This is a genomic window from Citrobacter sp. B72, assembly GCF_016894305.1.
Taxonomy (GTDB): Bacteria; Pseudomonadota; Gammaproteobacteria; order Enterobacterales; family Enterobacteriaceae; genus Citrobacter; species Citrobacter portucalensis.
Genome location: NZ_CP069801.1, coordinates 256,417 through 278,626 on the forward strand (window position 1 = coordinate 256,417; position 22,210 = coordinate 278,626).

Genomic DNA, 22,210 nt, shown 5'->3' on the forward strand with positions numbered 1-22,210 from the left:
GAAACAGGCACTACCCTTTACGCAACAACCGCAGCGCGTTCGCGGTCACCAGCACCGTCGCCCCCGTATCCGCCAGCACCGCCAGCCACAGTCCGGTTATCCCGAGCAGCGTGGTGACGAGGAAAATCCCCTTCAGGCCCAGCGCAATCGCAATGTTCTGGCGAATATTGGCGTGGGTAGCCCGCGCCAGCTGAATCATTTGCACCAGACCACGCAGACGGTTGTGGGTCAGAGCGGCATCGGCGGTCTCCAGCGCGACGTCGGTCCCGCTTCCCATCGCAATACCAATTGTGGCCGCTTTCATTGCCGGAGCGTCGTTGATGCCGTCGCCGACCATCGCCAGCGGCGACTGTTGGTTAAGATGGGTAACGGCCTGCACCTTATCTTCTGGCAAGAGTCCTGCTTTGAATTCGAGGCCCAGTTCACCGGCAATGGCGGCGGCCGCACGCGGGTTATCACCGGTCAGGATCACCCCTTTCACGCCAATCTGATTAAGCTCGCTGATGGCGCTGCGAGCGTCATCGCGCAGCGTGTCCTGTAAGGCCAGTACGCCGAGAACGGTATCGTTACGCAGCACCAACACCACCGTTTGGCCCGCGCTTTCCAGCTCGCTAATCTGCCCGGCAAAGGCATCGGCAGGCTGCTTACCGGCGGCGCAAATCAGTACGCGTTCGCCGTTGACCAGCGCTTCAATTCCAGAGCCAACCAGCGCCCGTTGCTCTTTTGCGACAGGAATAGTCAGCTCGCGCGTTTGTGCTTCCCGAACAATTGCTTGTGCCAGCGGGTGCGTCGCGCCTTGCTCTACCGCTGCCGCCAGTGCCAGCAGTTCAGCCTCACCAATACCGCTTGCCGGATGAATCGCTGTGACGCGTGGTTTACCGACGGTTAGGGTGCCGGTTTTATCAAACGCCACCTGAGTGACTCTACCCAACTGTTCCAGCGCGGCTCCGCCTTTGATTAATGCCCCACGACGCGCCGCAGCGGCCAGACCAGAAGTAATGGCTGCGGGGGTTGAAATCACCAGAGCACAAGGGCAGCCAATCAGCAGCAGCGTCAGCCCTTTATAAATCCACTCCTGCCAGGATGCGGCAAACAGCAGTGGCGGTACGAGGGTGACCAGCAGCGCAACCGCCATAATGGCTGGAGTGTAAATCCGGCTGAAACGGTCAATAAAGCGCTCAATGGGAGCGCGGCGTTCTTCCGCTTCTTCAATCAGCTTCAGAATACGGTCAATCGCGCTGGCACCCGGCTCGGAGAGCACTTCCAGCGTAACCAGACGGTCCACGCTGGTGGCACCCGCCGGGACTTTCTCGCCGGTGGCGCGTTCAACCGGGATCGATTCGCCGGTCAGGGCGCTCTCATCAAAGCTGGCAAAGCCGGAGACCAGTTTGCCGTCGGCAGGTAAACGCCCACCCGCGGCAACCTCAATAACATCGCCAGGCCGGAGGGTATTGATAGCCACCTCTTCGCGCTCGCCGTTACGCAGGCGTGTGGCGGTTTCCGGTTTGAGCGCCATCAGTGCGCTGACCCCTTTACGGGCGCGGCTGGCGGCCCAACCTTCCAGACGCTCGCCAATTAAAAACAGCAGCAGCACCATAGCGGCTTCCGCCGTCGCGCCGATAAACAGTGCGCCAATGGCGGCGACGCTCATCAACGTTTCAATGGCAAAGTAGCTGCCGGTTTTCATCAGACGCAGGGCCTGACGGGCAATGGGATACAGGCCGACCAGCGTGGTGGCGATAAACGCTATCTGACCGAAGGGATGATTGAACTGCTCCAGCACCCAGCTAATCGCCATCATGATAATCAGCGAAATCAGCGGCAGGTTTTCTTTAAAACGTGACTCGGGAGCGGCGTCCGTCGCGTGCTCATCGCGCAGGGTATAGCCTGCTTTTTGCACCGCGTTTTCAACTTGCTGGCGGATATCGGAACCGGCATCGACCACCAGTTTTTCAGTGGCGAACAGAACCTGGACCTGGTTGACGCCGCTGACCTGGCGGACCGCATTCTCTACTTTGCGGGCGCAAGCTGCGCAGTCCATGCCTGCCACTTTCCAGGAATAGCGGGTACCTATTACGGTATCGGATACGGTTGGTGTAGTGGAGCAGCTTCCTTCGCAGCAGCAGTCATCCGCCTTTTGTGGTGCAGGCGCTGGCTTGAAAGAAGAGAATTGTGGGACTTTTTTGCCACGGGTATCGGGTGTCGACATGGCATCCTCCGGTTGATAATCATTTCGTATTAACCGGAGGATACACTCTGGAGTCGACTCCAGAGTCAAGCGTTTTAAAGATACAACGAACGAACAATCAGGAAATGTCCGGCGAAGTAGCAGGCGGCGGCAATGGCGTTATCGGCGCGGAAGCGGCGACGGTAATGGCTACCCAGCCAGACAATGTTGCCGATGAACAGGAGGGATGCGCCCATAAATGCCGACAGCGCCGGGGCGGTCGGGCGGAAGAACCACAGCTCACCGGCCATCCAGACCATCATCAGCGTGATGCCGATAAAGGTGCAGATAGCGACACGCAGCTCTTCCAGACGCGTCCAGATCACGGCGATCAGCAACGCCCCCAGCACTACCAGCACCAACGGCAAAGGCCAGAAGAATGACAGCGTCATTTGGCTGGCGAAGTAGATGGTGTACAGCAGATGCGACAGGAAGAATGCCCCCACGGCGTACAGCAGGCGTTGGCGCGGTAACAGCGTCAGCGCATCGCCCAGCAGCGAGGCAAGCAGGCCAGCCAGCACCAGATAGCTGATAGCGTTAAACATTGGCGCCTGCCAGGCCAGCAGCGCCAGCAGGAGTAACGTCAGGGGCTTAAAGACCCAGCGTTGCCAGGCAGGTCCACGATAGGAAGCATCCACGAACAACCATGCGGAAAGACAGACAGCGATAAACGACCAAAGCATCTTAGTTCCTTGAATTCGTTATTTTTTCGTAAGCGGGGTGCTCACGGCTCTACTGTCCAGTGTAGAGGTCGACACAGCCAGATGACAACACCATAACAGGCGATGTATGCTTATTTCCGCATTTTCTGATGGGTTAATAATATGAGCAAACCACCACTTTTTTTCATTGTTATCATTGTCTTAATCGTTATCGCTGCGTCGTTTCGCTTTGTTCAGCAGCGGCGAGAAAAAGCCGATAATGATGCGGCGCCGCTGGTGCAAAAGCAGGTGGTGGTAAGTAACAAACGGGAAAAACCGCTAAACGATCGGCGATCCCGTCAGCAGGAAGTGAGCCCGGCAGGAACCAGCATGCGCTATGAAGCCAGCTTTAAGCCACAAAACGGGGGGATGGAGCAGACGTTTCGTCTGGATGCGCAGCAGTACCACGCATTAACGGTCGGGGATAAAGGCACGCTGAGTTACAAAGGTTCGCGATTTGTTGATTTTACGCTTGAACGCTAAGGTGTCATCTGACTGATGCCGGATGGCGGCTTACGCCTTATCCGGCCTACAGATTTTTCGCCCCGGCCCGCAACGTGCCGCCGGGAGAAAAGATCACAGCTACTTCTTCAACTGATCTTTAATCTTCTTCTGCCACACCAGTAGCTCAAAGACGCCGAACAGAAAAATACGGATTTTCTCTCCGTTGGTCATCTGCGGGCCATCTTTAGGCATGGTGCTTTTTAGCAGCGCCAGCTGCATGCCATGCATCAGCACCATAAATATCAGTGCGACGTTAACGAAGATGTTGAGCGGGCGTGGAAAGGGTTGGAAAATATTCAGTAGTAAAAATGCCCAGACGCACAGCATCAACAGGCGTCCCAGGTTAATTAGCATCGTGCTCTCCTTGTGCTTCACGTTGGTACAGGCGATAGGCGACCTGTCCGGCGACTTTCTCACGGTATAGCGACCAGTTCACCGGAACCGGCGGTAAGCCGTTTTCTACTTCGCTTTCAACGTAAATATACGCTTCATTTGCCAGCCAACCATGAGTTTCCAGAAGCGTTAATGTTTCTTCCAGTAATCCTTTGCGAAACGGCGGGTCAACAAATACCACGTTATGCGGCGTACCTGCCTGAGCCAAAAATGTCAGCGTATTGGTGTTGACGACGCGGGCGTGAGAGGCTTTCAGCGTGGCGAGATTCTTTTGTAGCTGCTGAGATACCGCGCGATCCATCTCCAGAAGCGTCGCATTTGCCGCATAGCGAGAGAGGGCTTCCAGCCCCAGCGCGCCGCTGCCGGCGAAGCAGTCCAGACAGTGAGCATCGACCATTACCGGGGCCAGCCAGTTAAACAACGTTTCGCGCACACGGTCGGTGGTCGGACGCAGGCCGGGACTGTCCGGAACCGGGAGTTTACGGCCACGCCATTGCCCGCCAATAATGCGGATCTGGCCGCTACCAGAGTGATTCGGTTTTTTCATTTCTATTATTGCTCAATCCGCCTATAGCATGTCATTCCAGGCGGTGATGTGAGTTAAGTTAAGTGATAGACTATTTCATCATTTTTTTAGCTGCTATGTACATAGCGTTGACGCTGTGCCATGAAGCAACAGCGGGGGAGTGTAGTCGCAAATGGCGAAAGAGAAAAAACGTGGCTTTTTTTCCTGGCTGGGCTTTGGTCAAAAAGAGCAGGCACCGGAAAACGAGACAGAAGTAAAAAACGAAGAACAACAACCGGTTGCTGAAGAAACTACCGTCGTTGACGAACAACCGCACGTCGAGGAAACCCGTAGCGAGGCTGAATCGCAAGCCTTTGCAGCTGAAGTCGTTGAAGTAACTGAACAGGTTGCGGAAATCGAAAAACTGCAGCCGGAAGAAGAACCTGTCGCCGAACAAGCGCAGCCGGAGATTGAGCCGGTTGCTGAACCCATTGCTGAAACTGTAGTAGAAACGCCAGCAGCGGTGGTTATCGAACGCGAAGAATTGCCGCTGCCGGAAGAGGTGAAAACTGAAGAAGTTTCTGCCGAAGAGTGGCAGGCCGAAGCGGAAACCGTGGAAATCGTTGAGGCGGCTGAAGAAGAAGCTGAAAACGAACCGCAACTGACCGACGAAGAGCTGGAAGCACAGGCGCTGGCCGCCGAGGCTGCTGAAGAAGCGGTTATGGTGGTGCCGGTAGAAGAACCTGCTGTAGAAGAACCGGTAGAAGAAGAGGCGGTCCAGGAGCAGGAAAAACCAACCAAAGAAGGTTTCTTTGCGCGCCTGAAACGCAGCCTGCTGAAAACAAAAGAAAACCTCGGTTCCGGATTTATCAGTCTGTTCCGTGGTAAAAAGATCGACGATGATCTGTTTGAAGAGCTGGAAGAGCAACTGCTGATCGCTGATGTGGGTGTAGAAACGACCCGCAAAATCATTGCGAATCTGACGGAAGGCGCCAGCCGCAAGCAGCTTAAAGATGCGGAAGCGCTGTACGGTCTGTTGAAAGAAGAGATGGGCGAGATTCTGGCGAAGGTTGACGAACCGCTGAATGTTGATGGCAAAACACCATTTGTTATCTTAATGGTTGGCGTCAACGGCGTGGGCAAAACCACCACTATTGGTAAGCTGGCGCGTCAGTTTGAGCAGCAGGGTAAATCGGTAATGCTGGCGGCAGGTGATACTTTCCGTGCGGCGGCAGTAGAACAGCTGCAGGTTTGGGGTCAGCGTAACAACATCCCGGTGATTGCTCAGCATACTGGCGCGGATTCCGCGTCCGTTATCTTTGATGCCATCCAGGCGGCGAAGGCGCGTAACGTAGACGTGCTGATCGCTGATACCGCAGGGCGTTTGCAGAATAAATCGCACCTGATGGAAGAATTGAAAAAAATCGTTCGCGTCATGAAGAAGCTGGACGAAGATGCGCCGCATGAAGTTATGCTGACTATCGACGCCAGCACCGGGCAGAATGCGATAAGCCAGGCCAAACTGTTCCATGAAGCGGTGGGCTTAACCGGTATCACCCTGACCAAGCTGGACGGTACGGCGAAGGGCGGGGTTATCTTCTCGGTAGCCGATCAGTTTGGCATCCCTATCCGCTATATCGGTGTGGGCGAACGTATCGAGGATTTACGTCCGTTTAAAGCGGACGATTTTATAGAGGCACTTTTTGCCCGAGAGGATTAACAATGATTCGCTTTGAACATGTCAGCAAGGCCTATCTCGGTGGGAGACAAGCGCTGCAGGGAGTGACCTTCCATATGCAGCCTGGCGAGATGGCGTTTCTGACCGGCCACTCCGGCGCGGGGAAAAGTACCCTGCTGAAGCTGATTTGTGGAATTGAACGGCCCAGCGCCGGGAAAATCTACTTTAGCGGGCATGACATCAGCCGTTTGAAAAACCGTGAAGTGCCGTTTCTGCGTCGTCAGATTGGCATGATTTTTCAGGATCACCACCTGTTGATGGACAGAACCGTGTTTGACAACGTGGCAATCCCGCTAATCATCGCGGGTGCCAGCGGGGACGATATTCGTCGTCGCGTGTCAGCGGCGCTGGATAAGGTCGGGCTGTTGGACAAAGCGAAAAACTTCCCGATTCAGCTCTCCGGCGGTGAACAACAACGCGTCGGCATCGCCCGTGCGGTGGTGAACAAACCTGCGGTGCTGCTGGCGGATGAACCAACGGGGAACCTGGATGACGCGCTGTCAGAAGGGATCCTTCGCCTGTTCGAAGAGTTTAACCGCGTCGGGGTCACGGTATTAATGGCCACGCACGATATTGGCCTGATCTCCCGTCGCTCCTATCGCCAAATGGTTCTGAGCGATGGACATCTGCATGGAGGCCTGGCGCATGAATAGACGTGACGCTATTAACCAAATCAAACAGTTCGGTGGCCGACTGGATCGCTTTCGTAAATCGGGCGGTGCGCCGGGTGACGGCGGTCGCAACGCGCCAAAGCGTGCGAAAGCCGCGCCAAAGCCGAATTCGCGTAAAACCAATGTCTTTAACGAGCAGGTACGTTATGCGTTTCAGGGCGCGTTACAGGACCTGAAAAGCAAGCCGCTGGCGACGTTTCTGACGGTGATGGTCATTGCCATCTCCCTGACGCTGCCAAGCGTGTGCTACATGGTTTATAAGAACGTAAACCATGCGGCAAGCCAGTATTATCCGTCTCCGCAGATCACCGTTTACCTGCAAAAAACGCTGGATGATGATGCGGCGGCGCGGGTGGTTGGTCAGTTGCAGGCCGAGCAGGGCGTGGAGAAAGTGAATTATCTTTCTCGTGACGACGCGCTGGGTGAATTCCGCAACTGGTCTGGCTTTGGCGGCGCGCTGGATATGCTGGAAGAGAACCCGCTTCCGGCCGTGGCGGTTGTTATCCCGAAACTGGACTTCCAGGGTACGGAGTCGCTGAACACGCTGCGTGACCGCATCGCACAAATCAACGGTATTGATGAAGTGCGAATGGATGACAGCTGGTTCGCTCGCCTGGCGGCGCTGACGGGCCTTGTCGGACGCGTTTCCGCGATGATTGGCGTGCTGATGGTGGCGGCGGTCTTCCTCGTCATCGGTAACAGCGTGCGGCTGAGTATTTTTGCGCGTCGCGATACCATTAACGTGCAAAAACTGATTGGCGCGACGGATGGATTTATCCTGCGTCCGTTCCTCTACGGCGGTGCACTGCTCGGTTTTTCCGGTGCATTTCTTTCACTGATTTTGTCAGAAATTTTGGTGATGCGTCTGTCGTCAGCGGTGACTGAGGTGGCACAGGTATTTGGAACCAAGTTTGATATCAATGGCTTATCATTCGACGAGTGCCTGTTATTGCTGCTGGTGTGCTCAATGATTGGCTGGGTGGCAGCCTGGCTTGCCACGGTTCAACATTTACGCCACTTTACCCCCGATTAAAAAATCTCTGGTATAATCTTTCCCTGCACTGAGTAGTTCGCTCTGCAGGGAAAGAGTCCCTGTGATCTCTTCCCGGCGTATTCATTGTGATGTCACATTTTGTGCGTAATCTATACACATTACGACATGGAACTTGTGGATAAAATCACTGTCTGATAAAAGATTGAATGATATTCTCGTTGCTCATAAGCTCTGGCATGGTTGTTGCTACTGGTTTTTGTTAATTAGTTTTTAGCCAATGCGCCAGATGAAAAGATTGAGAGGATTTGAATGACCAAAGAAATGCAAAATTTAGCTTTAGCCCCTGTTGGTAACCTGGAATCTTACATCCGGGCTGCGAACGCGTGGCCGATGTTGTCGGCTGACGAGGAGCGGGCACTGGCTGAAAAGCTGCATTACCAGGGCGATCTGGAAGCAGCTAAAACGCTGATCCTGTCTCACCTGCGCTTTGTTGTTCATGTTGCTCGTAATTATGCGGGTTATGGCCTGCCGCAGGCGGATCTGATTCAGGAAGGTAATATCGGCCTGATGAAAGCCGTGCGCCGTTTCAACCCGGAAGTGGGTGTGCGCCTGGTTTCCTTCGCCGTGCATTGGATCAAAGCTGAGATCCACGAATACGTTCTGCGTAACTGGCGTATCGTTAAAGTTGCGACCACCAAAGCACAGCGTAAGCTGTTCTTTAACCTGCGTAAAACCAAGCAGCGTTTGGGCTGGTTTAACCAGGACGAAGTTGAAATGGTTGCTCGCGAGCTGGGTGTTTCCAGCAAAGACGTGCGCGAAATGGAATCCCGTATGGCGGCGCAGGACATGACGTTTGACATGTCTTCAGACGACGAGTCTGACAGCCAGCCGATGGCCCCGGTGCTGTATCTGCAGGATAAATCTTCTAACTTTGCCGACGGCATTGAAGAAGATAACTGGGAAGATCAGGCCGCGAACAAACTGACTCACGCAATGGAAGGTCTGGACGAGCGTAGCCAGGACATCATTCGTGCCCGTTGGCTGGACGAAGACAACAAGTCGACGTTGCAGGAACTGGCCGATCGCTACGGCGTTTCCGCTGAACGTGTTCGTCAGCTTGAAAAGAACGCCATGAAAAAACTGCGCGCGGCGATCGAAGCGTAATCTTCCAGCCGAACTGGAAATGCTGATAAACCCTGGATGAAAATCCGGGGTTTTTTGTTTTTATCTCTTCCCCTCTCTCCTGACGTTTAAGCTTTTTGTCATCAAGTTGTTATCTGCATGTCAAATTTAGCTATTCCAAAATAATAAAAATCGGGTATGTTTTAGCAGAGTATGCTGCTAAAGCACGGGTGGCTATCCAATAATCGAAATAAAGTGCTGAACAACAACATCACAACACACGTAATAACCACAATAATGGGGATTGTCAGGATGAATATGAAGGGTAAAGCGTTATTGGCAGGATGTATCGCCCTGTCTTTGAGCAATATGGCGTTTGCTAAGGATATTAAAGTTGCCGTCGTCGGCGCGATGTCCGGTCCGGTAGCGCAGTATGGCGATCAGGAATTTACTGGCGCAGAGCAGGCGATTGCAGATATCAACGCCAAAGGCGGCGTGAAAGGCGACAAACTGGTCATGGTGAAATATGACGATGCCTGTGACCCGAAACAAGCGGTAGCGGTAGCTAACAAAGTGGTCAACGACGGGATTAAATATGTTATCGGCCACCTGTGCTCGTCTTCCACTCAGCCTGCGTCAGATATCTATGAAGACGAAGGCATTCTGATGATCACCCCAGCGGCAACGGCGCCGGAGCTGACCGCGCGCGGTTATAACCTGGTGATGCGTACCACCGGTCTGGATTCCGATCAGGGACCAACCGCTGCCAAATATATCGTTGAAAAAGTGAAGCCGAAGCGCATTGCGATCGTTCACGACAAACAACAGTACGGTGAAGGCCTGGCGCGTTCCGTGCAGGATAACCTCAAGAAAGCCAACGCTGACGTGGTGTTCTTCGACGGGATCACCGCCGGTGAAAAAGACTTCTCGACGCTGGTAGCGCGCCTGAAGAAAGAGAATATCGATTTCGTTTACTACGGTGGTTACCACCCGGAAATGGGGCAGATTCTGCGTCAGTCTCGTGCCGCAGGTCTGAAAACCCAGTTTATGGGACCAGAAGGGGTAGCGAACGTGTCGCTGTCTAACATCGCGGGTGAGTCTGCAGAAGGCTTACTGGTAACGAAACCGAAGAACTACGATCAGGTTCCGGCGAACAAACCGATAGTGGACGCGATCAAAGCCAAGAAACAGGATCCGAGCGGTGCATTCGTATGGACCACTTACGCCGCGCTGCAATCCTTGCAGGCCGGTCTGAACCAGTCTGACGACCCGGCTGAAATTGCCAAATACCTGAAAGCAAACTCAGTGGAAACCGTAATGGGGCCGCTGTCATGGGATGCGAAGGGCGATCTGAAAGGCTTTGAATTCGGTGTGTTTGACTGGCATGCAAACGGGACGGCGACCGACGCCAAATAATTTTCCAGGTGCCTTTCGCGCTGCAAATGCGTTGGCTACGTTATTCAACCCCGGTCACTTACTTATGTAAGCTCCCGGGGACTTCATAACTTGCCGCCTTCCTGCAACGTGAAATTCTTGGAAAATTGCGAGGTGGTTTTTTATTTTTTGCTCCCAGCATGTAGGCCGGATAAGCGTCAGCGCCATCCGGCTTTTTTATCTTTTTTTCCAGCCATTCTCCTGGGCTGTAAACCCTAACGCCTGCATAAACGCGGCCATCACGCTGCGGTCTTCGACGCCGACGTCGGCCATCCACCATGAACTCACGTCAGGGTTTTCCCGGATGACTTCTTCGATCAAATACTGCCCGACGCCGCGACGGCGGGTGATATCGCGTACGCGCAATGAATCTAATGCACCTTGCGTGCCGCTCAGGGTTACGCGAACTGCGCCTAACAGACGCTCGTTAAAGCGTGCGGCGTAGATCCGGTGCGTTTCATCTACGCTTAATGATGAGGCGGAATATTCCGGCCAGATTTTGCCCAGATCAATCTGGTCCTGGTCGCTAAAGTTATCTAAACGAACGATGGTCAGCTTCATTAACAGCATGTCCAAATCACAAAAGATGGAATGAGTGTACCGAAATAATTCGCCCGGATGCTTTCTCTTTTTTATGTGAATAACCAGATTAATAATTTTGTAACAACGGTAATGACAGTTTGAAACCGTAGAGATTGAAAAACAGGCAGAATAATACCCTGGAATGCAGCATTTTATTCGGCTCTTTGTACCGTTATTTTATGCTGACAAACGTGCTTTTTTTTGTTTATCTATAGTGAAAAGCAGAATATTATCTTTTCTTAATCGACTGAAAAATAGAGATTTTAGCCTGATTTTGCTTAAAAAACTGCGCTAAACCATTAATGAGACTGGTAAAAATAGTGTAGTTCAAAAAAAGCACAGACTGCTTTTTAACCACATAAATACAAAATATTAATTACGTCACGAATGGGGATTCAGGTAATGAAACGGAATGCGAAAACAATCATCGCAGGGGTGATAGCACTGGCAATGTCACACGCGGTCATGGCGGAAGATATCAAGGTCGCTGTTGTCGGCGCGATGTCAGGTCCGGTCGCGCAGTGGGGCGATATGGAATTTAATGGCGCACGTCAGGCCATTAAAGATATCAATGCCAAAGGCGGGGTCAAAGGCGACAAACTGGTCGCTGTGGAATATGACGACGCCTGCGATCCGAAACAGGCCGTTGCGGTAGCGAACAAAATCGTCAATGACGGTATTCAGTACGTTATTGGACATCTGTGCTCATCTTCAACGCAGCCCGCATCAGATATCTATGAAGATGAAGGCATTCTGATGATTTCTCCGGGTGCCACAAACCCGGAACTGACCCAGCGCGGTTACGCTCACATTATGCGTACAGCGGGTCTGGACTCCTCTCAGGGGCCGACCGCCGCGAAATACATTCTGGAGAAGGTGAAGCCACAGCGTATCGCCATCATTCACGATAAACAGCAATACGGTGAAGGTCTGGCGCGTTCGGTGCAAGACAGCCTGAAAGCGGGCAAAGCCAACATCGTTTTCTTTGACGGTATCACCGCCGGGGAAAAAGATTTTTCTGCGCTGATCGCTCGCCTGAAAAAAGAAAATATCGACTTTGTTTATTACGGTGGCTACTACCCGGAAATGGGGCAAATGCTGCGCCAGGCGCGCTCCGTTGGGCTGAAAACCCAGTTTATGGGCCCGGAGGGCGTGGGCAACGCGTCGCTGTCTAATATTGCCGGTGATGCTGCTGAAGGCATGCTGGTAACCATGCCAAAACGCTATGACCAGGATCCGGCGAATAAGGCTATCGTCGATGCGCTCAAAGCTGACAAGAAAGATCCAACCGGACCATACGTGTGGATCACTTATGCAGCCGTCCAGTCATTGGCGACAGCAATGGATCGCAGCGGTAGCAAAGAGCCGCTGGACCTGGTGAAAGATCTGAAAGCACACGGGGCTGATACCGTGATTGGGCCGCTGAAATGGGACGAAAAAGGCGATTTGAAGGGATTTGAGTTTGGTGTCTTCCAGTGGCATGCAGACGGTTCTTCGACCGTCGCGAAGTAATACCTGAAGACGAGTTATCCCACCGCCCGTGCAAAACGGGCGGGTTTAAAAAGGTTACCTTATGTCCGAGCAGTTCCTCTATTTCTTGCAGCAGATGTTTAACGGCGTCACGCTGGGAAGCACCTACGCGCTGATCGCCATCGGTTACACGATGGTGTACGGCATTATCGGCATGATCAACTTCGCCCACGGCGAGGTGTATATGATCGGCAGCTATGTCTCCTTTATGATCATCGCAGCGCTAATGATGATGGGCATCGATTCCAGCTGGCTACTGGTCGCGGCGGGCTTCGTCGGCGCGATTGTGATTGCCAGCGCCTACGGCTGGAGCATTGAACGCGTGGCGTATCGGCCCGTGCGCAGCTCCAAGCGCCTGATCGCGCTGATTTCCGCTATCGGGATGTCCATCTTCCTGCAAAACTACGTCAGCCTGACGGAAGGTTCGCGCGACGTGGCGCTGCCCAGCCTGTTTAATGGCCAGTGGACTGTCGGCAGTAGCGATAACTTCTCTGCTTCCATCACCACCATGCAGTTGGTTATCTGGATCGTAACCTTCCTGGCAATGCTGGCGCTGACGCTGTTTATCCGTTACTCCCGTATGGGCCGCGCCTGCCGTGCCTGTGCAGAAGACCTGAAGATGGCCAGCCTGCTCGGCATCAATACCGATCGCGTGATTGCGCTGACCTTTGTGATTGGCGCAGCAATGGCGGCGGTAGCGGGCGTGCTGCTCGGTCAGTTCTATGGCGTAATTAACCCTTACATCGGCTTTATGGCCGGGATGAAGGCCTTTACCGCGGCGGTACTGGGCGGCATCGGCAGCATTCCAGGGGCGATGATCGGCGGCCTGATTCTGGGCGTTGCGGAAGCGCTCTCCTCTGCTTATCTGAGTACTGAATACAAAGACGTTGTTTCATTCGCGCTGCTAATTCTGGTGCTGCTGGTGATGCCGACCGGTATTCTGGGTCGCCCGGAGGTAGAGAAAGTATGAAACCGATGCATTTTGCAATGGCGCTGCTCTCTGCCGCTATGTTCTTCGTCCTGGCGGGCGTCTTTATGGGCGTTCAGTTAGAGCTGGACGGTACCAAGCTGGTGGTCGATACCGCCGCGGATATCCGCTGGCAGTGGGTATTTATCGGCACTGGCGTGGTCTTTCTTTTCCAACTGCTGCGTCCAGCCTTCCAGAAAGGCCTGAAGAGCGTCTCCGGACCGAAATTTATTCTGCCGGCGATTGACGGCTCCACCGTTAAACAGAAACTGTTCCTGGTGGCGCTGCTGGTGATTGCCGTGGCGTGGCCGTTTATGGTGTCACGCGGTACGGTGGATATCGCCACGCTGACGATGATTTATATCATCCTCGGCCTCGGCTTAAACGTGGTGGTGGGGCTTTCCGGCCTGCTGGTGCTGGGCTACGGCGGCTTCTATGCCATCGGCGCTTACACCTTCGCGCTGCTGAACCATTACTACGGTCTGGGCTTCTGGACCTGCCTGCCGCTGGCGGGACTGGTTTCCGCTGCTGCGGGCTTCCTGCTCGGCTTCCCGGTACTGCGCCTGCGCGGTGATTATCTGGCGATTGTGACCTTAGGCTTCGGCGAAATCGTCCGCATCCTGCTGCTCAACAACACCGAAGTAACCGGCGGTCCAAACGGTATTAGCCAGATCCCGAAACCGACCTTTTTCGGTCTGGAGTTCAGCCGTACCGCCCGTGAAGGCGGCTGGGATACCTTCAGCAACTTCTTTAACGTCAAGTACGATCCGTCTGACCGCGTCATTTTCCTCTATCTGGTGGCGCTGCTGCTGGTGGTCTTCTCGCTGTTTGTTATTAACCGTTTGCTGCGTATGCCGCTGGGTCGTGCGTGGGAAGCGCTGCGTGAAGATGAAATTGCCTGTCGCTCGCTGGGCTTAAACCCTACGCGCATCAAGCTGACAGCCTTTACCATCAGCGCCGCGTTTGCCGGTTTTGCCGGTACGCTGTTTGCCGCGCGCCAGGGCTTCGTCAGCCCGGAATCCTTCACCTTTGCCGAGTCGGCCTTTGTGCTGGCGATTGTGGTACTGGGCGGAATGGGCTCACAGTTTGCGGTGATCCTCGCGGCCATCCTGCTGGTGGTGTCACGCGAACTGATGCGTGATTTCAACGAATACAGCATGTTAATGCTGGGTGGTTTAATGGTACTGATGATGATCTGGCGTCCGCAGGGCTTGTTGCCGATGACCCGTCCACAGTTGAAGCTGAAAAACGGGGAAGCAAAAGGAGAGCAGGCATGAGTCAGCCATTATTATCCGTTAACGGCCTGATGATGCGCTTCGGCGGTCTGCTGGCGGTAAACAACGTTGAACTGGAACTACGACCGCAGGAGATTGTCTCGTTAATCGGCCCGAACGGCGCGGGGAAAACCACGGTCTTCAACTGCCTGACCGGTTTTTATAAGCCGACCGGCGGGACGATTAAGCTGCGCGACCAGCACCTGGAAGGGCTGCCGGGTCAGCAAATCGCGCGTATGGGCGTGGTGCGTACTTTTCAGCACGTGCGTCTGTTTCGCGAAATGACGGTGATTGAAAACCTGTTGGTGGCGCAACATCAGCAACTGAAAACCGGCGTCTTCTCCGGCCTGTTGAAAACCCCGTCGTTCCGTCGCGCGCAGAGTGAAGCGTTGGATCGCGCGGCCACCTGGCTGGAGCGTATTGGCTTGCTGGAGCATGCCAACCGTCAGGCCAGTAACCTGGCCTATGGCGACCAGCGTCGTCTGGAAATTGCCCGCTGCATGGTGACCCAGCCGGAAATCCTGATGCTCGACGAACCCGCTGCTGGACTCAACCCGAAAGAGACCAAGGAGCTGGACGAGCTGATTGCTGAACTGCGTAACCATCACAACACCACCATTTTGTTGATTGAGCACGACATGAAGCTGGTGATGGGGATTTCTGACCGTATTTACGTGGTGAACCAGGGCACGCCGCTGGCGAATGGGACGCCGGAACAGATTCGTAATAACCCGGATGTTATCCGCGCCTATTTAGGTGAAGCATAATGGGGGCGAGGATTAATATGGATAAGGCGATGTTATCGTTCGACAAAGTCAACGCCCACTACGGCAAGATACAGGCGCTGCACGACGTCAGCTTGTATATCAACCAGGGTGAAATCGTTACTCTGATTGGTGCTAACGGCGCGGGAAAAACCACGCTGCTCGGCACATTGTGTGGCGACCCGCGAGCGACCAGCGGGCGAATCGTCTTTGATGGTAAAGACATTACCGACTGGCAGACGGCGAAAATCATGCGCGAAGCGGTAGCGATTGTGCCGGAAGGGCGTCGCGTGTTTTCCCGCATGACGGTGGAAGAGAACCTGGCGATGGGCGGCTTCTTTGCCGAAAAGGACCAGTTTCAGGAACGCATCAAATGGGTGTATGACCTGTTTCCCCGTCTGCATGAGCGTCGTATTCAGCGTGCGGGAACGATGTCCGGCGGTGAACAGCAGATGCTGGCGATAGGCCGTGCACTGATGAGCCAGCCGAGGCTGCTGCTGCTTGATGAACCGTCGCTGGGTCTGGCGCCGATTATCATCCAGCAGATTTTTAACACCATCGAACAGCTGCGCGAACAGGGGATGACCATCTTCCTCGTCGAACAGAACGCTAACCAGGCGCTGAAGCTCGCCGATCGCGGCTACGTGCTGGAAAACGGTCATGTGGTGCTGGAAGACACCGGTGATGCGTTACTGGCTAACGAAGCGGTGCGTAGTGCGTATCTGGGCGGTTAATCATTCTCTGAATAGACAAGGGGCCGCTGTGGCCCCTTTTTATTGCTCTATGTTATTATTGAGAATAGTTATCAATAATAAAATGAACATGGAGAAAGGATGATTCGTTCAGGTACCTGCATGATGATTGGCAGTTTGTTTTTGACGCTTTCATTAACTACCCTGGCCTCAACACCGCCAGCGTTTGACCCGCGCGATCCCGCTATCTGGGAAGAGAAACCGGACAACCCGTTAGCGCAATCCGACTCGCCCTGCGAAGTGTTTACCAGCTCGGTATGTCCTGGCTGGGATGATGATAAATCGGATATCCAACGTGAACGTGAGCGGCGAGAGCAGCAGCGTTTACAGAATGAATATGAGCGACGCTGGCGTCGGGATTAATCTTCCTTGCTGGAGCAGCAGATAACGCCATCCAGGCCGGAGAAGGTATAGCGATATCCGGCTTTGTTGTGCACCACCCCGCATTTTCCTGTCACTACGCTTTCACCGCCTTGCCATCTGTTTGTCGCCTTACTATCTTTTTTTTGTAATAAAAAAGTTATTTTTCTGTCATTCGAGCATGTCATGTTACCCCCGCGAGCATAAAACGCGTGATATCGCGCATCCGGCACAACAAGAGAGATAACCGATGATATCGTTACGACATACAGCTTTAGGACTGGCACTTAGCCTGGCATTTGCAGGTCAGGCACTGGCGGTCACCACTATCCCGTTCTGGCACTCAATGGAAGGCGAACTGGGTAAAGAAGTTGATTCACTGGCGCAACGTTTTAATGCAGCCAATCCCGACTACAAAATTGTTCCGCAGTACAAAGGTAACTACGAGCAGAGCCTGAGTGCAGGAATTGCCGCTTTCCGTACCGGAAACGCGCCTGCGCTGCTGCAGGTTTATGAAGTGGGTACGGCAACCATGATGGCCTCAAAAGCCATTAAACCGGTCTATGAAGTATTCAAAGAGGCTGGCATTAACTTCGATGAGTCTCAGTTCGTACCGACGGTTTCCGGTTACTACACCGACTCTAAAAGCGGACACTTGCTCTCCCAGCCGTTTAACAGCTCCACTCCGGTGCTGTACTACAACAAAGATGCCTTCAAAAAAGCCGGTTTAGACCCGGAGCAGCCGCCGAAAACCTGGCAGGATCTGGCGGATTACACCGCGAAGCTGAAAGCCGCAGGAATGAAGTGCGGTTACGCCAGCGGCTGGCAGGGATGGATTCAGATTGAAAACTTCAGCGCCTGGAACGGTCTGCCGGTAGCAACCAAAAACAACGGTTTTGACGGTACTGACGCGGTGCTGGAGTTCAATAAACCGGAACAGGTGAAACATATCGCTCTGCTGGAAGAGCTGAACAAAAAAGGTGATTTCAGCTACTTCGGGCGTAAGGACGAATCCACTGAGAAGTTCTACAACGGGGATTGTGCCATTACCACCGCCTCTTCCGGTTCGCTGGCCGACATCCGCCACTACGCTAAATTCAATTATGGCGTCGGAATGATGCCGTACGATGCCGATGTGAAGGGCGCGCCGCAGAATGCGATTATCGGTGGGGCCAGCCTGTGGGTGATGCAGGGTAAAGACAAAGCAACCTACGAAGGCGTGGCGCAGTTCCTCAACTTCCTGGCGAAGCCTGAAATTGCTGCCGAATGGCACCAGAAGACCGGCTATCTGCCGATCACCACCGCTGCCTACGATCTGACCCGTGAGCAGGGCTTCTATGAGAAGAACCCTGGGGCAGATATCGCCACCCGCCAGATGCTGAACAAGCCGCCGTTGCCGTTCACCAAAGGGCTGCGTTTGGGCAATATGCCGCAGATCCGCACTATTGTGGATGAAGAGCTGGAAAGCGTCTGGACCGGGAAGAAAACCCCGCAGCAGGCACTGGATGCCGCCGTTGAGCGTGGCAATCAGTTACTGCGCCGCTTTGAGCAATCGACCAAGTCTTAAGTGTATAAGTGCCTGATGGCGCTGCGCTTATCAGGCCTACAAGTTCGTAGTTTGTAGGCCTGATAAGGTGCTTGCACCGCCATCCGGCACCTTCCAGGAAAAGAACCTACATGTCTTCATCCCGTCCGGTATTCCGCTCGCGTTGGCTTCCCTATTTGTTGGTGGCTCCGCAGCTGGTTATCACCGTTATTTTCTTTATCTGGCCCGCCGGTGAAGCGCTGTGGTACTCGCTACAATCCGTTGATCCGTTTGGTCTTTCTAGCCAGTTTGTCGGACTGGAAAACTTTGTCGCGCTGTTTCATGACCCGTACTACCTCGACTCATTCTGGACCACCATTAAGTTCAGTACGTTAGTCACGGTAAGCGGTCTGCTGGTGTCGTTATTTTTTGCGGCGCTGGTGAATTACGTGGTGCGCGGCAGCCGTTTTTACCAGACGCTGATGCTGTTGCCCTATGCCGTCGCGCCTGCCGTCGCCGCCGTATTGTGGATCTTCCTGTTTAACCCAGGTCGCGGGCTGATTACCCATTTTCTCGGTGAGTTTGGCTATGACTGGAACCATGCGCAAAACAGCGGTCAGGCAATGTTTCTGGTGGTGTTCGCGTCGGTCTGGAAGCAGATTAGTTACAACTTCCTGTTCTTCTTTGCCGCACTGCAGTCTATCCCGCGGTCACTGATCGAAGCTGCTGCGATTGATGGCGCAGGGCCGGTTCGCCGCTTCTTTAAGCTGGCGCTGCCGCTGATAGCCCCGGTCAGCTTCTTTCTGCTGGTGGTGAATCTGGTTTATGCCTTCTTTGATACCTTCCCGGTGATCGATGCCGCCACGGCGGGTGGACCGGTACAGGCGACCACGACGTTGATTTATAAGATCTATCGCGAAGGCTTTGTTGGGCTGGATCTCTCCGCCTCGGCCGCGCAATCGGTGGTGCTGATGTTCCTGGTCATTATTTTGACGGTGGTGCAGTTCCGCTATGTGGAAAGTAAGGTGCGTTACCAATGATTGAGAACCGTCGTGGGCTGACAATATTCAGCCATGCCATGTTGATTATGGGGATTATGGTGATCCTGTTTCCGCTGTACGTCGCGTTTGTCGCGGCGACGCTGGACAATAAAGCGGTGTTTGAAACGCCGATGACGCTGGTTCCCGGCACGCAGTTGCTGGAGAACATGAAATACATCTGGGTCAACGGTGTGGGCGTCAACAGCGCGCCGTTCTGGTTGATGATGCTTAACAGTTTCATCATGGCGTTCAGTATTACGGTAGGGAAAATCACCGTCTCCATGCTCTCCGCATTCGCCATCGTCTGGTTCCGTTTTCCGCTGCGCAACCTGTTCTTCTGGATGATTTTTATCACCCTGATGCTGCCGGTTGAGGTGCGAATCTTCCCCACTGTGGAGGTTATCGCCAACCTGAAAATGCTCGACAGCTATGCGGGTCTGACCCTGCCGTTGATGGCATCGGCTACTGCGACCTTCCTGTTCCGACAGTTCTTTATGACCCTGCCGGATGAGCTGGTTGAGGCCGCGCGTATTGACGGTGCGTCACCGATGCGTTTTTTCCGCGATATCGTACTACCACTGTCAAAAACCAATCTGGCGGCGCTGTTCGTTATTACCTTTATCTACGGCTGGAACCAGTATTTGTGGCCGTTGTTAATTATTACCGACGTCAATTTGGGCACTACGGTGGCGGGTATCAAAGGCATGATCGCCACCGGTGAAGGCACCACGCAGTGGAACCAGGTAATGGCTGCCATGCTGCTGACGCTCATCCCTCCGGTAATCATCGTGTTAGCCATGCAGCGTGCCTTCGTACGCGGTCTGGTCGATAGTGAGAAATAAAAATGGCTGGTTTAAAACTACAGGCAGTAACCAAAAGCTGGGACGGCAAAACCCAGGTAATTAAACCGCTGACGCTGGACGTCGCGGACGGGGAATTTATCGTGATGGTTGGCCCATCCGGCTGCGGAAAGTCTACGCTGTTGCGGATGGTGGCCGGGCTGGAACGGGTGAGCGGTGGCGATATCTGGATTGATAATAAACGCGTCACCGAGATGGAGCCGAAGAATCGCGGAATTGCGATGGTCTTTCAAAACTACGCGCTCTACCCGCATATGAGCGTGGAAGAAAACATGGCCTGGGGGCTGAAAATCCGCGGGATGGGCAAGGAGCACATTGCTGAACGGGTAAATGAGGCGGCGCGTATTCTCGAGCTGGGTGAGCTGCTCAAACGTCGTCCGCGCGAACTTTCTGGCGGTCAGCGCCAGCGCGTAGCGATGGGGCGAGCGATTGTGCGTGACCCAGCGGTATTCCTGTTCGATGAGCCGCTTTCTAACCTCGATGCCAAGCTGCGCGTGCAGATGCGTCTGGAGTTACAACATCTGCATCGCCGCCTGAAAACCACTTCGCTATACGTGACGCACGACCAGGTTGAAGCGATGACCCTCGCCCAACGGGTGATGGTGATGAACAAAGGCATTGCCGAGCAGATAGGTACACCGGTTGAGGTGTATGAAAAGCCTGCCAGCCGCTTTGTGGCGAGTTTTATCGGCAGCCCGGCGATGAACCTGCTGGACGGGTGCATCAGTACCTCGGGCACCCATTTTGAACTGGAGGGCGGCATGACGCTACCCATCGGCAGAAGCGCGAGAGAGTCTATTGGGCGTAAAATGACGTTGGGTATCCGCCCAGAGCATATTGCGCTAAGCTCGCAGGCCGAAGGCGGCGTGCCGTTGGTTGTTGATACACTGGAAATGCTGGGCGCAGATAACCTGGCACACGGACGCTGGGGTGAGCAAAAGCTGGTGGTGCGACTGGCGCATCAGCATCGCCCGACGGCAGGCAGCACGCTGTGGCTGCATCTGCCGGAAAAACATCTGCATCTTTTTGATGGCGAAACAGGACAACGCGTATGAGTAACTGGCCTTACCCCCATATTGTCGCCCATCGTGGCGGCGGTAAGCTGGCCCCGGAAAACACCCTGGCGGCGATCGACGTGGGGGCGCGATACGGGCATACCATGATCGAGTTTGACGCTAAATTGTCGAAAGACGGTGAGATCTTCTTACTGCATGACGACAACCTGGAGCGAACCAGCAACGGCTGGGGCGTGGCAGGCGAGCTGAACTGGCAGGATTTATTGCGCGTGGACGCCGGCGGCTGGTTTAGCGGTGAGTTTAAAGGTGAACCGCTGCCGCTGCTCTCGCAAGTGGCCGAGCGCTGCCGTCAGCACGGTATGATGGCGAATATTGAAATTAAACCCACAACCGGCACCGGAACGTTAACCGGCAAAGTCGTGGCGCTGGCCGCGCGGGAACTGTGGGCGGGAATGACGCCGCCACTATTGTCATCCTTTGAAATTGATGCACTTGAAGCGGCGCAGCAGGCGGTACCTGAACTGCCGAGAGGCTTGCTGCTTGATGAATGGCGCGAGGACTGGCGCGAGCTGACCATGCGGCTTGGCTGCGTCTCTATTCATCTTAATCACAAACTGCTGGATGAAGCGCGTGTGGATGCGCTGCGCGATGCGGGGCTACGTATTCTGGTATATACCGTCAACCGACCCCAGCGCGCGGCGGAACTGCTGCGCTGGGGCGTGGACTGCATCTGTACCGATGCCATTGATACGATTGGTCCGGATTTCCAACCTTTTTAAGGCCCAATCGTTTTTAACGGAACGTTAGGCTGCGGCGTGCTGGAGGGCTTCAGCATGTCGCCGTTCTTTTTCTCTGACAGCATATGTTGCTTATTCAGAGAGCTGTCCGGGTTACGGGTTCCACTCAACATCCCACCGTTGCTGTTGGGCAACATTTGCTGCTGGCTGGGATTCAACTCGCCTGGCTGAGACTGAAGGACCCGCTGGGAGTTGGTGTTAATTTGGTTTTCCAGATGCTGTTGCTGCATACGCGTCTGGGTTTGCAACTGTTGGTTGAGCATCCCTTTCTGCTGAATTTGCTGCGTTTGCATTTGGGTTTGCATACGCTGCTGACTCGGGATCTGATAACCGGGTTGGTTCGGGTTATTCATGGTGTTGATGGGCTGTGCAAAGCCTGCAAACGGCAACAGCATGGCTAAAAGTAAGAGTCGTTTCATCGCTTTTCTCCTCTCGGGGATCTCTTAAGTTTACT

General features: G+C 54.0%; 23 protein-coding genes and 1 pseudogene. 17 read left to right on the top strand and 7 right to left on the bottom strand.

Features of this window, described 5'->3' with window-relative positions; genetic code table 11:
* Window positions 1-10: 10 nt before the first annotated feature.
* Together zntA and JQN59_RS01175 are read right to left on the bottom strand one after the other, a co-directional pair.
* Window positions 11-2,209, bottom strand: a complete 2,199-nt coding sequence (gene zntA, locus JQN59_RS01170) for a Zn(II)/Cd(II)/Pb(II) translocating P-type ATPase ZntA (RefSeq protein ID WP_079934307.1) — start codon at window positions 2,207-2,209, stop codon at window positions 11-13.
* A gap of 74 nt (window positions 2,210-2,283) precedes the next feature.
* Window positions 2,284-2,910: a lysoplasmalogenase gene (locus tag JQN59_RS01175; RefSeq protein WP_003827558.1), complete on the bottom strand. Its 627-nt coding sequence runs from the start codon at window positions 2,908-2,910 to the stop codon at window positions 2,284-2,286.
* Between the two features lie 141 nt (window positions 2,911-3,051).
* Here JQN59_RS01175 and JQN59_RS01180 point away from each other — a divergent pair, with 141 nt between their 5' ends.
* Entirely contained in the window at window positions 3,052-3,411 is a 360-nt protein-coding gene (locus tag JQN59_RS01180) for a DUF2500 domain-containing protein (RefSeq protein WP_071692519.1), read from the top strand.
* 99 nt (window positions 3,412-3,510) lie between these two features.
* Here the strand turns inward: JQN59_RS01180 and JQN59_RS01185 are convergent, their stop codons facing one another.
* Together JQN59_RS01185 and rsmD are read right to left on the bottom strand one after the other, a co-directional pair.
* Entirely contained in the window at window positions 3,511-3,786 is a 276-nt protein-coding gene (locus JQN59_RS01185; RefSeq protein WP_003023415.1) for a DUF1145 family protein, read from the bottom strand.
* Window positions 3,776-4,372 carry a 16S rRNA (guanine(966)-N(2))-methyltransferase gene (gene rsmD, locus JQN59_RS01190; protein ID WP_149607348.1) on the bottom strand — a complete coding sequence of 199 codons (597 nt, stop codon included), beginning with the start codon at window positions 4,370-4,372 and terminating at the stop codon, window positions 3,776-3,778. Before rsmD ends, JQN59_RS01185 begins: the two co-directional genes overlap by 11 nt.
* Window positions 4,373-4,523: 151 nt before the next feature.
* Between rsmD and ftsY the strand changes: the two genes are divergently transcribed.
* From ftsY to JQN59_RS01215, 5 genes are all read left to right on the top strand, one after another.
* Complete coding sequence (gene ftsY / locus JQN59_RS01195; RefSeq protein WP_149607347.1) at window positions 4,524-6,050, top strand: signal recognition particle-docking protein FtsY; 1,527 nt, start codon at window positions 4,524-4,526, stop codon at window positions 6,048-6,050.
* A 2-nt stretch (window positions 6,051-6,052) separates the two neighbouring features.
* Complete coding sequence (gene ftsE / locus JQN59_RS01200; RefSeq protein WP_003023420.1) at window positions 6,053-6,721, top strand: cell division ATP-binding protein FtsE; 669 nt, start codon at window positions 6,053-6,055, stop codon at window positions 6,719-6,721.
* Entirely contained in the window at window positions 6,714-7,772 is a 1,059-nt protein-coding gene (gene ftsX, locus JQN59_RS01205) for a permease-like cell division protein FtsX (RefSeq protein WP_003837835.1), read from the top strand. Before ftsE ends, ftsX begins: the two co-directional genes overlap by 8 nt.
* A gap of 270 nt (window positions 7,773-8,042) precedes the next feature.
* Window positions 8,043-8,897 carry an RNA polymerase sigma factor RpoH gene (rpoH, locus tag JQN59_RS01210; RefSeq protein ID WP_003023425.1) on the top strand — a complete coding sequence of 285 codons (855 nt, stop codon included), beginning with the start codon at window positions 8,043-8,045 and terminating at the stop codon, window positions 8,895-8,897.
* A gap of 270 nt (window positions 8,898-9,167) precedes the next feature.
* Window positions 9,168-10,271: a branched-chain amino acid ABC transporter substrate-binding protein gene (locus tag JQN59_RS01215; protein ID WP_139157946.1), complete on the top strand. Its 1,104-nt coding sequence runs from the start codon at window positions 9,168-9,170 to the stop codon at window positions 10,269-10,271.
* Window positions 10,272-10,354: 83 nt separating this feature from the next.
* On the opposite strand, the pseudogene JQN59_RS26865 reads toward JQN59_RS01215, so the two are convergent.
* Window positions 10,355-10,482 (bottom strand): annotated as a pseudogene (locus tag JQN59_RS26865) (hypothetical protein).
* Window positions 10,467-10,850: an aspartate 1-decarboxylase autocleavage activator PanM gene (gene panM / locus JQN59_RS01220; RefSeq protein WP_149607370.1), complete on the bottom strand. Its 384-nt coding sequence runs from the start codon at window positions 10,848-10,850 to the stop codon at window positions 10,467-10,469. Before panM ends, JQN59_RS26865 begins: the two are co-directional and overlap by 16 nt.
* A gap of 423 nt (window positions 10,851-11,273) precedes the next feature.
* On the opposite strand from panM, the gene livK reads away from it, so the two are divergent.
* From livK to ugpQ, 11 genes are all read left to right on the top strand, one after another.
* Window positions 11,274-12,383, top strand: a complete 1,110-nt coding sequence (livK, locus tag JQN59_RS01225; RefSeq protein WP_003023433.1) for a high-affinity branched-chain amino acid ABC transporter substrate-binding protein LivK — start codon at window positions 11,274-11,276, stop codon at window positions 12,381-12,383.
* 61 nt (window positions 12,384-12,444) lie between these two features.
* On the top strand, window positions 12,445-13,371 hold the full coding sequence (livH, locus tag JQN59_RS01230) for a high-affinity branched-chain amino acid ABC transporter permease LivH (RefSeq protein ID WP_003827575.1): 927 nt from the start codon (window positions 12,445-12,447) through the stop codon (window positions 13,369-13,371).
* Window positions 13,368-14,645, top strand: a complete 1,278-nt coding sequence (livM, locus tag JQN59_RS01235) for a branched chain amino acid ABC transporter permease LivM (RefSeq protein WP_048215381.1) — start codon at window positions 13,368-13,370, stop codon at window positions 14,643-14,645. Before livH ends, livM begins: the two co-directional genes overlap by 4 nt.
* Window positions 14,642-15,409 carry a high-affinity branched-chain amino acid ABC transporter ATP-binding protein LivG gene (gene livG / locus JQN59_RS01240; RefSeq protein WP_003023438.1) on the top strand — a complete coding sequence of 256 codons (768 nt, stop codon included), beginning with the start codon at window positions 14,642-14,644 and terminating at the stop codon, window positions 15,407-15,409. Before livM ends, livG begins: the two co-directional genes overlap by 4 nt.
* A 17-nt stretch (window positions 15,410-15,426) precedes the next feature.
* The gene (livF, locus tag JQN59_RS01245) at window positions 15,427-16,140 is read left to right on the top strand and encodes a high-affinity branched-chain amino acid ABC transporter ATP-binding protein LivF (RefSeq protein ID WP_003827581.1); all 714 of its coding nucleotides are present in this window, start codon (window positions 15,427-15,429) and stop codon (window positions 16,138-16,140) included.
* A 99-nt stretch (window positions 16,141-16,239) separates the two neighbouring features.
* Window positions 16,240-16,521, top strand: coding sequence for a hypothetical protein (locus JQN59_RS01250; protein WP_048215382.1), 282 nt, complete (start codon window positions 16,240-16,242; stop codon window positions 16,519-16,521).
* A 247-nt stretch (window positions 16,522-16,768) separates the two neighbouring features.
* Complete coding sequence (gene ugpB / locus JQN59_RS01255; RefSeq protein ID WP_149335487.1) at window positions 16,769-18,085, top strand: sn-glycerol-3-phosphate ABC transporter substrate-binding protein UgpB; 1,317 nt, start codon at window positions 16,769-16,771, stop codon at window positions 18,083-18,085.
* A 110-nt stretch (window positions 18,086-18,195) separates the two neighbouring features.
* Window positions 18,196-19,083, top strand: coding sequence for a sn-glycerol-3-phosphate ABC transporter permease UgpA (gene ugpA / locus JQN59_RS01260; RefSeq protein WP_048215384.1), 888 nt, complete (start codon window positions 18,196-18,198; stop codon window positions 19,081-19,083).
* Entirely contained in the window at window positions 19,080-19,925 is an 846-nt protein-coding gene (gene ugpE / locus JQN59_RS01265; RefSeq protein WP_149607346.1) for a sn-glycerol-3-phosphate ABC transporter permease UgpE, read from the top strand. The genes ugpA and ugpE overlap by 4 nt, the downstream gene beginning before the upstream one ends.
* A 2-nt stretch (window positions 19,926-19,927) precedes the next feature.
* Complete coding sequence (locus JQN59_RS01270) at window positions 19,928-20,998, top strand: sn-glycerol-3-phosphate import ATP-binding protein UgpC (RefSeq protein WP_149607345.1); 1,071 nt, start codon at window positions 19,928-19,930, stop codon at window positions 20,996-20,998.
* Window positions 20,995-21,738, top strand: a complete 744-nt coding sequence (gene ugpQ, locus JQN59_RS01275) for a glycerophosphodiester phosphodiesterase (RefSeq protein ID WP_048227422.1) — start codon at window positions 20,995-20,997, stop codon at window positions 21,736-21,738. The genes JQN59_RS01270 and ugpQ overlap by 4 nt, the downstream gene beginning before the upstream one ends.
* On the opposite strand, the gene JQN59_RS01280 is transcribed toward ugpQ, so the two are convergent.
* On the bottom strand, window positions 21,735-22,175 hold the full coding sequence (locus JQN59_RS01280) for a DUF2756 family protein (protein WP_048215386.1): 441 nt from the start codon (window positions 22,173-22,175) through the stop codon (window positions 21,735-21,737). The two genes, ugpQ and JQN59_RS01280, sit on opposite strands and share 4 nt — an antisense overlap.
* Window positions 22,176-22,210: the final 35 nt, after the last annotated feature.

Bases quoted from the DNA above. Each gene is read 5' to 3' on its own strand.
- ftsY (WP_149607347.1), top strand. From the start codon at position 4,524: ATGGCGAAAGAGAAAAAACGTGGCTTTTTTTCCTGGCTGGGCTTTGGT.
- panM (WP_149607370.1), bottom strand. From the start codon at position 10,850: ATGAAGCTGACCATCGTTCGTTTAGATAACTTTAGCGACCAGGACCAG.
- JQN59_RS01185 (WP_003023415.1), bottom strand. From the start codon at position 3,786: ATGCTAATTAACCTGGGACGCCTGTTGATGCTGTGCGTCTGGGCATTT.
- livH (WP_003827575.1), top strand. From the start codon at position 12,445: ATGTCCGAGCAGTTCCTCTATTTCTTGCAGCAGATGTTTAACGGCGTC.
- JQN59_RS01250 (WP_048215382.1), top strand. From the start codon at position 16,240: ATGATTCGTTCAGGTACCTGCATGATGATTGGCAGTTTGTTTTTGACG.
- livM (WP_048215381.1), top strand. From the start codon at position 13,368: ATGAAACCGATGCATTTTGCAATGGCGCTGCTCTCTGCCGCTATGTTC.
- livF (WP_003827581.1), top strand. From the start codon at position 15,427: ATGGATAAGGCGATGTTATCGTTCGACAAAGTCAACGCCCACTACGGC.
- ugpQ (WP_048227422.1), top strand. From the start codon at position 20,995: ATGAGTAACTGGCCTTACCCCCATATTGTCGCCCATCGTGGCGGCGGT.
- livG (WP_003023438.1), top strand. From the start codon at position 14,642: ATGAGTCAGCCATTATTATCCGTTAACGGCCTGATGATGCGCTTCGGC.
- JQN59_RS01175 (WP_003827558.1), bottom strand. From the start codon at position 2,910: ATGCTTTGGTCGTTTATCGCTGTCTGTCTTTCCGCATGGTTGTTCGTG.
- ugpB (WP_149335487.1), top strand. From the start codon at position 16,769: ATGATATCGTTACGACATACAGCTTTAGGACTGGCACTTAGCCTGGCA.
- JQN59_RS01280 (WP_048215386.1), bottom strand. From the start codon at position 22,175: ATGAAACGACTCTTACTTTTAGCCATGCTGTTGCCGTTTGCAGGCTTT.
- zntA (WP_079934307.1), bottom strand. From the start codon at position 2,209: ATGTCGACACCCGATACCCGTGGCAAAAAAGTCCCACAATTCTCTTCT.
- ftsE (WP_003023420.1), top strand. From the start codon at position 6,053: ATGATTCGCTTTGAACATGTCAGCAAGGCCTATCTCGGTGGGAGACAA.
- JQN59_RS01215 (WP_139157946.1), top strand. From the start codon at position 9,168: ATGAATATGAAGGGTAAAGCGTTATTGGCAGGATGTATCGCCCTGTCT.
- ftsX (WP_003837835.1), top strand. From the start codon at position 6,714: ATGAATAGACGTGACGCTATTAACCAAATCAAACAGTTCGGTGGCCGA.
- JQN59_RS01270 (WP_149607345.1), top strand. From the start codon at position 19,928: ATGGCTGGTTTAAAACTACAGGCAGTAACCAAAAGCTGGGACGGCAAA.
- rpoH (WP_003023425.1), top strand. From the start codon at position 8,043: ATGACCAAAGAAATGCAAAATTTAGCTTTAGCCCCTGTTGGTAACCTG.
- JQN59_RS01180 (WP_071692519.1), top strand. From the start codon at position 3,052: ATGAGCAAACCACCACTTTTTTTCATTGTTATCATTGTCTTAATCGTT.
- ugpA (WP_048215384.1), top strand. From the start codon at position 18,196: ATGTCTTCATCCCGTCCGGTATTCCGCTCGCGTTGGCTTCCCTATTTG.
- livK (WP_003023433.1), top strand. From the start codon at position 11,274: ATGAAACGGAATGCGAAAACAATCATCGCAGGGGTGATAGCACTGGCA.
- rsmD (WP_149607348.1), bottom strand. From the start codon at position 4,372: ATGAAAAAACCGAATCACTCTGGTAGCGGCCAGATCCGCATTATTGGC.
- ugpE (WP_149607346.1), top strand. From the start codon at position 19,080: ATGATTGAGAACCGTCGTGGGCTGACAATATTCAGCCATGCCATGTTG.